Genomic DNA, 12,041 nt, shown 5'->3' with positions numbered 1-12,041 from the left:
TATGGTATATGTCTATTTAATTATACCAGCTGCGGCTACCAAACGCAAGCAAAAAGCCGCGGTTTTTCGCGGCTTCTAGAGGTTTTCTTCCATTTCTGCTATTAGTTTACTGTTAAACTCGGGCTATAGCACATTTCGTATCCACCGGGTAAACCGAGATAAAATCCGTAACTCTTGAAGAGTTCTGCCGCCTAGTGACTCTTCATCAGGTATTTGGAGGATCCTGGTATGCCCTTAACGATAACCGCCGACTAACCATGGTAAACTTGCGGGCAAATAGCCCTTGCACATATCGTATGCTAAATTGTGCCATAGTAAGCAAGACATTTTTACAACTTGTCTTAGCAGTATGCAACAGTCAATGAAAAGCACTGCCTAAACGCCTTAGAACTCATAGATAACGTAAAAACCAGGACTCTGACTATGGTAGACTTGCGGCTTCCTTTAGGCTTAGCGTAACCGAACTTTATAGACTAAGCTTCGATACCTTAATCTACGTCACAGACATAAAAAACAGATACCTGGCCAGTAGGTGTATTTGCTAAGGTTTGGGAATTGAATATGGAACAAAATCAGCATTGAAGTCGGTATAGGGAATCCTTACTCGTTGCCCAATAGGTATTCCTCCATGATCTGACGAGCTACCGGGGCCGCTAGGGCACCACCCCCACCGTGTTCCAGGAGTACAGCCACAACAATGGAGGGGTCAACTGCAGGGGCCCAACCCACAAACCAGCCGTGGGCTACTCCCCCAACAACCTGGGTGGAGCCGGTTTTTCCTGCAAAGGTTATCTGTGAGCCAGCGAAAACACGCCGGGCCGTACCTTCGCTAACAACCATACGTAAGCCCCGTTGAACAGTGTCCCAAGTCTCCTCCCGGAAGGAGAGCTCACTGACCAACTTGGCGTTTCTCCTGTAAAGCACATCCCCCGCCGGGGACTGAATTTCCTTGACCAAGAAGGGTTCGAAGATCTTCCCGCTCGTGGCCAAACCACCATAGGCCACAGCCATCTGTAAGGGTGTAGTCAGCAAGAAGCCCTGTCCAATACTATAGTCCTCGGTTTCCGCAGGCTGCCACCGCCGATCCCAAGGATCCAAGTTACTAAAATTCCGCCACTTCCAATCAGGGGTGGGGACAATTCCAGTCTTTTCGCTTGGGAACAGATCAATCCCTGTGGGATTACCTAGGTTGAAAGCAGTAGCATAATTAGCGATTCGCTCCGGCCCAAGTAAGGAACCGAAGTGCCAGAAGTAATCATTGCAGGATTGGCTCAAGGCATCGGCCACAGTCAAAAGTCCGTGACTGAGCCCGTATTCCCTGTAGTACCAACAGGTTTTTCCCGACTGACTCCGTCCATCGGCAAACCAAACATCGCCTGGACCCGTAATTCGCTCCTCTAGCATGCCGATGGCGACAAAGGGTTTGAAAGCCGACCCGGGGGAAAATAGGCCCCGAGTTGCGCGGTTCTCTTCCGCTGAAGGGGGTCCACTTAAATAGGACAAATACTCTTTGCTCACACCGCCCACAAAGCGATTAGGATCGAAGTTAGGATAGCTCACCATGGCCAGGATCTCACCGTTATTCGGATCCAAAGCCACCACAGCACCAGATTTTGCGTCCTTTGTGCTCTCTTCCTCTTGGAGCATCGCCAGCTGCTCAATCAAGGCCCTCTCTACGTTCTCCTGTAACTTCTTATTAATAGTGAGAAAAATGTTGTTACCCGGCACCGGTTCCTGCCTTCCTATTTCTTTGGTAACATGGCTATGGGCATCAACCTCAACTTGGGTAATCCCATCCTTACCCCGCAGTTCCCGCTCATAAAATGCTTCCAATCCACTGCGACCGACTAGGTCCGTAGGACGGTATCCCTCTTTACCTAGCCTTTTCAGCTCTTCCTCATTGATCACGGTCATATACCCTAATACGTGTGAGGCCAAAGAACCATAGACATATTCCCTAGCGGGGATCTCTTCCACAATGATCCCCGGCAATTCCCAGCGGTTCTCCTCAACAGCAAGCAATGTGGCCGCGGGCACATCCCGGATTAGGCGAATTGGTTCGTAGGGGTAGGTAGCGCCTTTCCTGATTAGTCTTTCTACATCCTCTACTGTCTCGATTCCACTATTTTCTTGTTGGACCAAGATATCGGTGAGTTTTTGTAGGACCTCTTCCTTATTTTCGGTTAATCCACCGGGTACCACAGAAATAGTAAAGGAACTACGGGAACGGACCAGCACCTCCCCGTTCCGGTCCAAGATTAAGCCCCGGGGGGCGGAGATGGGCATAAGGCGTATCCGATTCCGATCCGCAAGGTGAGCGTACCGGTCTTTTTCAGCGATCTGCAACTGAAATAATCTTGCAGCGACAATGGCAAATAATATGACTAATACAATTGTCAATCCCTTTAACCGGGCAAGGACTTGCTCATCACTCAACTGACTTCCCCCGTCCCCAAGAACCTGCCTGTTCGCCCGAGGACAAACGAAACATGACTGGATACAGCAAAACAGTCCAAATAGCGTTTAGTACCGCATTCAAAGCAACCTTACTCAAAAACCACTCTCCGGGTAAGTGTCGGGGAGCAATAAGGAAAAGCAAAAGACCACTTAAGACGTAATAAACCAGCGTGCCAACCAAGCCTACTACCACGGCAAGGACCATGCTCTCCTTAAAAAAATGTGATTGCATTCTGCAAACGCAAAAACAGACAGCAGCATAGGTCAACACATGCATCCCGAGCAAATGACCTATGGATAGATCCAGTACCAGACCGCTAAGGCTCCCTAGCAAGACCGCTTCTTTGGTGTCAAGAAACAAAGAAGATAGCAGGAGCACCACTAATAAGAAACTCGCCCGACCCCCAAGGCCGAAGTGACCTACTGACGAAACCTCGAGCAAGAGGGCAACTAAGACGGCTACAAAAGATCCTCCGGTCCTGGTCACTGTTCATCCTCCATCTCCCATGAAAGCACATAGACCAGATCCAATTGCATAAGATCGGCCACTGGCTCCGCAAATCCCAAGGTTGGTACATGATAATCGTCTAACACAACTTTGTCAATCCGGCAGAGGGGTAGGTCACTGGGAAAGTGCTGGCTATACCCTGAGGTGAGCACCACGTCTCCTTCAACAATATCCATATGACGATCTAAAGGCTTGATTCTTAATCCTTGGGGGTACTCAGGGTGCCCCCCCTCCACCAAGACTAATCCACCGGTTCTTTTGATCCGACCCCCAACAGTAATACGGGGATCAACGCAAAGCACGACCTTAGCCGAATGCCAACTAGCAGCCCATACCCGGCCCACAACTCGACCGTATTTATCAAGCACGGGACTGCCAGGTTCTATCCCTGCTCTACTTCCTTTGTTTATCGTAACCTGGGACCACCACTCATCCGGCGAGCGAGCGATTACCTCGGCGGCGAGCATGGTTTGCTCTTGAATTAGTGGCAGGGAGAGAGCTGTACGCAAGGCCTCGTTTTCCCGAAGGTGATGTTGCATTAATGCAAGTTCTCTTCTTAGCTCCGCATTTTCCAGACGCAACTCTTCATTTTCTAGAACATACTCTCTGTAAGATTTTAGCCCCGAGAAAAATCCAGTTATGCCGGTTCTGACACGGTGAGCAAGCCCAGATAAGGGAAGGGTGATCTCCGCGACTAACTTCTCCAGAATGCTCTGATCCCTTCGTAAATCCGCGGTATAATACATCGCACATATACAGATTAGTATAACTACGATTATGGTTATCTTGACATAGTTCTGCCGCATCCGCCACACCCATTGCTCACTACAGCTTATGTATTACTGCTTGATTCGAAAAAGGGCATAGATAACCCTATGCCCTGCTATCCTTGAGTTAACTTAAGCACCTAGTCGACTATGTCCCACACCAACCCGGTCCAAAAGCTCGTAATGATCCAGAGCAAGACCAGTTCCTACAGCAACCGCACACAATGCATCCTCAGGCACGTGTACCGGCATTCTCGTCTCCTCGGAGATCAACTTATCTAGTCCTGCAAGCAAAGAACCACCGCCAACCATGATGATTCCCTTATCCATAATATCTGCAGCAAGCTCAGGTGGCGTCCTCTCTAGGGTTACCCTCACCGCATCAACGATGGCTCCAACGGGTTCGGCCAAGGCTTCCCTTATTTCCTGAGAGCTTACCACAACATTCTTTGGTAAGCCGGTTACAAGATCTCTGCCCCGCACATCCATAGACTTTTCCTGATCCGGCATCTCGTAGGTATTACCGATGGTGTGCTTTATCTCCTCAGCGGTCCGCTCACCAATTAAGAGGTTATAAGTCCTGCGTACATACTGGATAATCGCCTCATCCATCTCGTCTCCTCCGATCCTAATGGACCGATGGGCCACAATCCCGCCCAGGGAGATCACTGCCACTTCCGTGGTGCCGCCCCCAATGTCTACCACCATATTACCGGTGGGCTCCTGTACCGGAAGCCCAGCACCAATGGCCGCCGCCATTGGCTCCTCAATCAGCCTAGCCTCCTTGGCTCCAGCAGAACGGGCCGCATCAATCACAGCACGTTTTTCCACCTCAGTCACCCCTGAGGGCACAGCCACCAACACCCGGGGCCGGAAAAGGGAAAACCGCTTCGTTGCCCTACGAATAAAATGCCCTAGCATTCTTTCTGTAACATCAAAATCAGCAATTACCCCGTCTTCCATCGGCCGCACCGCAACAATACTGCCCGGCGTACGCCCTACCATGTTTTTCGCTTCTCGTCCAACAGCCAACACTTCGTTCGTCTGCCGATTAAGTGCTACCATTGAGGGTTCTTGTATGACGACCCCTTTGCCTTTGATATAGACTAGGGTGTTAGCAGTTCCTAGATCAATGCCCACATCCTTACTGAAACCAAACATTATCGACAGCCCCCTTCGGACACCTCACAACAAGTTGTGTTCCCGCAAGCTCAAATACTTGCGGCCACCAATCACTATGTGATCCTCTATACTGATCCCTAGGATATCCCCTGCTTGTACCAGCCGTTTTGTTAACAACAGGTCCTCCTCACTGGGAGTAGGATCACAACTCGGATGATTATGGGCAAGAATAATGGCACTGGCCCCTTTTCGAATCGGGTCTTTGAAAAGCTCCCTTGGGTGAACCAACACAGCGTCCAAACTGCCAATGGAAACCGTTCGTATGCCAATTACAGCATGCTTACTGTTAAGCATTACCACATAAAAGTGTTCCTTGTCCAAGTCGCACATCTTCTCGACGAGCAGCTCGGCCACATCTTGCGGATGCTCAACCACTTGCTGGTAACAATTCTTCGTCTCCGCCCGGGCTCGCTTCGCTAGCACAAAGGCGGCTCGTAGAACCGCGGCTTTGGCCTGACCAATTCCTTTAACCATCCTAAGTTCAGAAAAACTCGCTTCCATCAATCCAGCCAAACCGGAAAACTCAACCAAGAGACGATCGGCTAAGTCCAAGGCCGACTCATCCTTGGTACCGGTCCTTAAAAGAACCCCGAGTAACTCCCTGTTTGATAGAGATTCCGCACCGTATTCTGCCATTTTTTCCCGAGGACGCTCGGATACAGGCAGATCCTTAATCTTAAGTTTTGTCCCTCTTTCGTGCACTAAACGACCCCCTGGCATATACCAGAAGGAGTGGGAATTCCGGACACATCCATTATACTGGACTTAGGACAGAACGTACACACCGAATTTGCGTAGCATTTGCCCAAGCTTAGCCAATGGCAGCCCTACAACATTAAAGTAGCATCCATTGATTCGTTCCACCAGGAATGCCCCTTTTCCTTGAATCCCATAGGCCCCTGCCTTATCCATAGGCTCAAGGGTATTCACATAGGCTTCAATCTCACTGGAGCATAATTGGCAGAAACAGACACCGGTCTTCTCATAGTCGGTAAGGCACTCATCGGTATTCTTCCGAACAATAGCTACCCCAGTGATCACATTGTGCCATTTGCCCCTGAGCGTGTGCAGCATGGCAATAGCATCATCTCGGTCTTTAGGTTTGCCAAGAATCTGCTCGCCAAAGACTACAATGGTATCCGCAGCCACGACAATAGCATCGGGGAACTTTTCCGCCACAGACTTGGCCTTGGCCAAGGCGATCTTTTGCGCGATCTGGTATGAGGAATCACCTACCACACCTTCCTCGTTAATTCCCTCAGGCTTAACCACTTCAAAGGGTAAACCTAAATGCTCCATGAGAAGCTTTCTTCTTGATGAACTGGACGCTAGAATTAATCGCTGCATATCGAAAGGTTCACTCCAATCTGCCTAGACATGACTACAATTACAGACATTCACCACCGATACGGTAATATCCTGTTTCCGTCACAATTTCCTCTTTAAACCATGGTTCAGGCTACCGGAGCGATACCCCCCAAGATCCATTGCGACATAGGTAAATCCCAAGCTCCTCAGCCGCTCCACAATTCGGTTGGCAACTTTTACCGCTAAGGGAAACTCTTCAGGCAAAAACTCAATACGCGCTATATCTTCATGATATCGTACTCGCATCTGTGTAAAGCCAAGCTCCCTAAGATAGTCTTCCGCATAGGTAACCTTTTCTAGTCGCGAAGGTGTAATCTTTGTGCCATAGGGGAACCTAGAAGCCAAACAAGCATAGGAGGGCTTGCTCCAGGAGGGAAGTCCAATCATACGCGATAACCCCCGAATATCCTCCTTGGACAAAGCTACCTCCTGCAAGGGACTAATGATGCCTTGTTCCCTTGCTGCACGCATCCCAGGACGGTAATCTAACAGGTCATCATGGTTACTCCCATCAACCACAAAGGGTAGATCCGCCTCTTGGGCAACCTGAAGCAGCTTCTGGGCCAGATGCTGCTTACAGTAATAGCAACGGTCCTTAGAGTTCTCGGCAAATCCTGGAATACTGAACACATCCAGCTCGATAGTCTTCCCTGGCACAGTGAGCAGCCTTCGCAACTCTTGAGCCTCTTCTTGTTCCCACACCGGGTAAACCGACGAACTGGCAGTTACCGCCAAAACTCGCTCCCCTAAAGCCTCCTTGGCGGCGGCGAGAAGCAAAGTACTATCCGTCCCTCCGGAAAAAGCCACCACTACGCCACCCAGTGCCTGTAACCGTTGCAGGAGCTTCTGCCATTTCGCCCTTAATTCCTCAGGTAGTAGGTTTACATCACAAAGCACACTCCTCACCCCTTGTACCATCAGCAACTACAATATGCTTAAATAACGGCTTCCGCTATCAGGAAGTAATACAACCACCTTCTGCTCCTTCTTGAGTCTTCCTGCCACCAAGGTGGCCGCATGTAGGGCCGCTCCAGAGGAGATTCCTGCCAAAATACCCTCCTCCTGAGCTAGAAAATGGCAAGCATCCAGAGCCGCCTCATCGGAAACTGTAATTACCTCATCAAGCAGGCTAGGATCCAGTGTCTTAGGCACAAAACCAGCACCAATACCCTGCAACCCATGAGGCCCTGATTGTCCTCCGGATAACACCGGCGAACCGGAAGGCTCAACAGCCACAATCTTTATACTCGGGTTTTTCGTTTTTAGATAGCGTGCTACCCCTGTAATGGTCCCCCCTGTTCCAACCCCGGCCACAAACGCGGACAAGTCTCCACCCATCCCCTCATAAATCTCCGGACCGGTAGTCTGTTCGTGAATCTTTGGATTTGCAGGGTTCTCAAATTGCTGTGGCATGAAATACTCGGGATGTTGTTTCGCCAGCTCCTCCGCCCGTTCGATTGCCCCTTTCATGCCCAGTTTACCGGGCGTTAGCACCAGCTCCGCCCCGTAGACACTTAAAAGGGTACGTCGTTCGCTACTCATGGTCTCAGGCATCGTCAAAATCAGTCGGTATCCCCGGGAGGCGGCAACCATCGCAAGTCCTATACCGGTGTTACCGCTGGTAGGCTCCACAATGGTCCCCTTGGGCTTGAGCTTTCCCGATTCCTCCGCATCAAGAACCATGGCCAAAGCAGTCCGATCCTTCACGCTCCCTGAGGGATTGAGCCCCTCAACTTTAGCCCAGATCTCTGCACTGGGTAAACCACCTGTCTTCTGCAATTTGACCAGGGGAGTCTTTCCTACACAATCAATAATACTTGTTTTCTTCACTGCTAGCACAGATATAGTCCAGATGACACCACGACTACTCCGCTTCCTCCTTCTGATACCAAATATGCCCTGTCACGGTCCAATCCTCTTCTCCTCAAACCTTTCTTGTGGAGAGGAATACTCCTACTAGATGGCCCTATATAATCGCAGCAAGGGGCCACCTTTGATATCACTATGATTCTATCATATTTAACGGAAGGGGAGGGAAAACAGGAACACTCTAAACACTCCCATAGACGTTCCAATTTCCACAAGCAGTAGACAAACTCACTATAGGGTCTTGATAGAGAAGCTGCATGGTTCCTCTTGCAGCTTCCCTAATTCCTTCTATACTGTGGTAGCGGTTCATACAGAAAATGAAATGATGCTATGCTCTGCTTACGTGTCTGCTACCAATTCTGTTCAACATACCGACTGGCGGCCATGGCCGCAATCGCACCGTCAGATGTGGCGGTCACCACTTGTCGCAAAGTCTTCTGCCTGACATCCCCCGCAGCGAATATCCCAGGAACGTTAGTCTGTGTCGTGTCCGCATCTGCCACAATGTACCCATACTCATCGAGGGTAATCAATTCCTTAACCAAGGAACTGTTAGGTTCTTGACCTACGTACATGAATACACCAGCAGCCTCCTGATAGGTGATCTCTTCGCTTACTACATCCTTCAAACGTACCCGTTCAACCACATCCGTTCCTTCAATGGCATCAACTACAGTATTCAGCTGAAGAAACAGCTTGTCGTTCTTTCTTGCCAACTCCTGAATATGAAAAGTAGCCCGCAGGTGTTGACGGCGGTGAACAACAGTCACCTTGCTTCCATAGCGACAAAGGAATAAAGCTTCTTCCAAAGCCGAATCTCCACCACCCACCACAATGATGGGCTTGTCCTTGAAAAAGGCCCCATCACAGGTTGCGCAGTAGGATACACCCCGACCTTGAAATTCCTGCTCACCAGGCACACCAAGCTTTCGTGCCGAAGCCCCCGTAGCAATAATCACCGTCTTGGTATTGTAAGTCTTGTTGATACCCTTAACTAGCTTTACTTTACCGTCTAAAACGATCCCTTCGACCTGATCGTACTCCACCGGGCAACCGAACTTCAGGGCTTGATCCTGCATGAGTTGACTTAAGCTTTGTCCACTAATCGGCTCCACAAAGCCAGGATAGTTCTCCACAATAGACGAACCGAACAACTGACCACCCGCTCCGTTATCTACTATCACTGACTTAAGCCCAGCTCGCCCGGCATACAAACCAGCAGTAAATCCAGCGGGTCCTCCACCAACAATGACAACATCTAACATATCACCCATAGGCCTGCAAAAGGCCGTAGTACGGCCCTTTACTTCCCCCTTTCTGGTCTTCATTCTTAAATATTCCACAGGGAGGGTAATCCCATCCGTCAACTCCTCCCCAGCTTACCGCACTACCAATGACGCTCCCTGGTAGTAATGGGATAGGATCTGTTGGTAACTCCACCCACGTTGCGCATATCCATCGGCACCATACTGGGACATACCCACTCCATGGCCGTAGCCTTTTACGGTAAATACTAGTTCTGATGAAGTCTGCTGCACACTAAACCAACTAGAGCGCAGCTCCAGTATCTCCCGTAGCCGCCGTCCACTCATGGTTCTCCCGTTAACCATGAGTTCGCAGACTCTTCCCGATGGAAACCGTTTGGTCACCACTATGATCAATGATTCCCCTAGGGATACCCCTAAAGCCTCAGCTAACTTAGCCCGAACTGTAGCGACGGACCTCTTTTCTACATGCTCAAACCAAGGGGAATGACTCTCGTAGAGACTATCCACACTCACCAGATAGGGCAAATTGCTAGTCCAGTAGTTTCCGGAATCCTCCGTCCTGCCCCCACTTGTGGAGTGGTAGGCTGGGAAAATGTAGTTCCCCTGGTAAATCAAAACCTCTCCGGCAGTAGCACTTACCGCCTTACGAATCTTTGTCCAATTACGGAGGTAGCCCCATATACCCCAGCGTTCCTTAAGCTCGTCTTTGGATAGCCAAGCTTGGTCCACCCGATAGTCACTAGACAACTGTGCGTCGGGATGCTCCGGCAGGCGACGACTTTGGGCTAAGGACCATAGTGCTAAAGTTCTTGCCGCCACCGCCTGGGCCTTGAGGGCCTCCTCTTGGAATGATGCTGGCATCTCCGCCGCCACGACTCCTGCCACATACTCCTCAAGATCCAACTGAATTAGCTTGTCTTCCTTTGCCCACCATAGATTGATCAATGGAGCTCGTTCTGGTACCCTGCTTGGCCTACAACGGTACAAGCCAATGCCGACAAGCACAACTAAAGGCAATAAGAGCCACATCCGGCTATGGATCCTCATGCGCTCACTCCCACCTAACCTATTCTTTGAATAGATTATTCGGTCAGGCGAGACAATATGTCACGCATGGCAAAAACCGTTATAATTATATTCTACCAATTCCTGATATGTCCTGCCGCTTTGAGATTCCTGGACAGTGCTTCTTAAAGGAAGCAGGTAAGGTAGATTATCTAGTGACATCGGTATCCTCACTTAGAAACAAAGATGATGCAGTCAGGCTGCGACCATTTCCTTGGACTAACGTCGATATCGAAGCTTACTGATCACTATTTGACTGGCAAGATGGCGGTTGTTCCGGTTGCCAACTGCTAAGCAAGTACCTAATGGATCCGGTAAGAGTTCGAAGGTAACAGCACTTCAGCGAGTAATCCCTTCTCGACAACATATCGGAGGGAACATTGGACATATAGTGGGACATGACGGAGGAACTATCCTTGATTAATTCATGGTATTACGGTTAGAATAAGGGTCAATGAGGGGGAGATACCGATGCCGGGCTGGGACCTTCGTTGTGGACACTGATGATAGAGAACTACTGGAACCAACTGTTCAGGCAGAGGCGCACCGACAGATCACTTCCAAAATACCCATTCCTCCTCCCATGGCTAGACGCATTGAAACGAACCCAGCAAATATAGAAACGGCCGAGTATACGTTGGCAATTATGTTCCACCAGACCCTTCATTGATCCCAACTTTAACCGAAAACTTTCTAGAAACTATAGACTCGCAGAGGATCACCGGAGGCTATCGGCCTTTGATTCGGGCGTTTGTCGCACACTTCTATCTGATTTCGATTCATCCCTTTGGTGATGGTAACGGGCGCACATCAAGGGCTCTGTAGACTTACATCTTATACAAAGCTGGATATAACATTAGGGGTTTTTGTTCATTGGCCAACTTCTTCTATCGTCACAGGGAGGAATATGTAAGGCAATTGAATGCTGCCCGTTTTGAGTATAACGGTAATCTAACCGAGTTTGTGAAGTTTTCACTCGGAGGATTTGTCCAGGAGATTCAAGGTGTACAAGATGAAATCCTGGACTTCATTAGAAAGAACCTATTTATGTCATATGCACGTGAAATCTATTCCCAGGATCAAATCAACGAGAGGGCCTTCGCCTTGTTGACACTCATTACCGAGTATAACGAAGTGATGACTGTCCAGAATCTTAAGGAGAGAAAACACCCGATCATAAAAGGAATATACCAAGACATAAAGACCTACAAAACTATACGGCGAGATCTGGAGATAATGGAAAAGGCAAAACTCATAGTGATAACACCCGAGGGTGCATTGAAACCGAATGTGTCAATTATGGACCAATTTCAGGGCAAATCAAAGGAAAGCACCCGGGTCGCCAGATGAATGCTACTAACATGAATCCATAGTACTTCTCGCACCTAAAGATGCCTGAACTAGACCAGATACCCTGTCGGTATTGACCCGAATACGTGTATATGCCAAGCAATAAGTCCCTTTACTGAAAAGACCCCGAACGGTGTTCCCGCCCGTGGTGACTGCATAACACATCAGGCCTTACCTCCGCTTCTCTCAGACATAGACTTAGTATCT

Annotated in this window: 11 protein-coding genes and 1 pseudogene; 2 read left to right on the top strand and 10 right to left on the bottom strand. The window is 49.4% G+C overall.

The features are described 5' to 3' along the window. Nucleotides 1-600: 600 nt before the first annotated feature. From mrdA to spoIID, 10 genes are all read right to left on the bottom strand, one after another. On the bottom strand, nt 601-2,436 hold the full coding sequence (gene mrdA / locus M0Q40_03695) for a penicillin-binding protein 2 (GenBank protein MCK9221713.1): 1,836 nt from the start codon (nt 2,434-2,436) through the stop codon (nt 601-603). Further along, on the bottom strand, nt 2,429-2,944 hold the full coding sequence (mreD, locus tag M0Q40_03690) for a rod shape-determining protein MreD (GenBank protein ID MCK9221712.1): 516 nt from the start codon (nt 2,942-2,944) through the stop codon (nt 2,429-2,431). Before mreD ends, mrdA begins: the two co-directional genes overlap by 8 nt. Beyond that, the gene (gene mreC / locus M0Q40_03685; GenBank protein ID MCK9221711.1) at nt 2,941-3,771 is read right to left on the bottom strand and encodes a rod shape-determining protein MreC; all 831 of its coding nucleotides are present in this window, start codon (nt 3,769-3,771) and stop codon (nt 2,941-2,943) included. The genes mreD and mreC overlap by 4 nt, the downstream gene beginning before the upstream one ends. Nucleotides 3,772-3,864: 93 nt before the next feature. Next, on the bottom strand, nt 3,865-4,893 hold the full coding sequence (locus M0Q40_03680) for a rod shape-determining protein (GenBank protein ID MCK9221710.1): 1,029 nt from the start codon (nt 4,891-4,893) through the stop codon (nt 3,865-3,867). A gap of 24 nt (nt 4,894-4,917) precedes the next feature. Further along, nucleotides 4,918-5,550, bottom strand: a complete 633-nt coding sequence (gene radC / locus M0Q40_03675; protein MCK9221709.1) for a DNA repair protein RadC — start codon at nt 5,548-5,550, stop codon at nt 4,918-4,920. Nucleotides 5,551-5,679: 129 nt separating this feature from the next. Then, a complete protein-coding gene (locus tag M0Q40_03670; protein MCK9221708.1) occupies nt 5,680-6,261 on the bottom strand; it encodes a Maf family protein in 582 nt (193 codons plus the stop codon). Between the two features lie 81 nt (nt 6,262-6,342). Then, nucleotides 6,343-7,179, bottom strand: a complete 837-nt coding sequence (larE, locus tag M0Q40_03665; protein MCK9221707.1) for an ATP-dependent sacrificial sulfur transferase LarE — start codon at nt 7,177-7,179, stop codon at nt 6,343-6,345. 27 nt (nt 7,180-7,206) lie between these two features. Then, complete coding sequence (gene cysK, locus M0Q40_03660) at nt 7,207-8,112, bottom strand: cysteine synthase A (GenBank protein ID MCK9221706.1); 906 nt, start codon at nt 8,110-8,112, stop codon at nt 7,207-7,209. Between the two features lie 389 nt (nt 8,113-8,501). Then, nucleotides 8,502-9,479, bottom strand: coding sequence for a thioredoxin-disulfide reductase (gene trxB / locus M0Q40_03655; GenBank protein ID MCK9221705.1), 978 nt, complete (start codon nt 9,477-9,479; stop codon nt 8,502-8,504). A 51-nt stretch (nt 9,480-9,530) separates the two neighbouring features. Then, nucleotides 9,531-10,466, bottom strand: coding sequence for a stage II sporulation protein D (gene spoIID / locus M0Q40_03650; GenBank protein MCK9221704.1), 936 nt, complete (start codon nt 10,464-10,466; stop codon nt 9,531-9,533). Nucleotides 10,467-11,150: 684 nt separating this feature from the next. Here spoIID and M0Q40_03645 point away from each other — a divergent pair. Continuing rightward, nucleotides 11,151-11,306: pseudogene (locus M0Q40_03645) on the top strand (Fic family protein). Between the two features lie 51 nt (nt 11,307-11,357). Further along, the gene (locus tag M0Q40_03640) at nt 11,358-11,834 is read left to right on the top strand and encodes a hypothetical protein (GenBank protein ID MCK9221703.1); all 477 of its coding nucleotides are present in this window, start codon (nt 11,358-11,360) and stop codon (nt 11,832-11,834) included. Nucleotides 11,835-12,041 lie beyond the last annotated feature (207 nt).

The organism is Limnochordia bacterium (genome assembly GCA_023230925.1).
GTDB lineage: Bacteria > Bacillota > Limnochordia > DUMW01 > DUMW01 > JALNWK01.
Note: the sequence above shows the minus strand (reverse complement) of the source record. Positions and strands in the feature narration are given on the sequence as shown.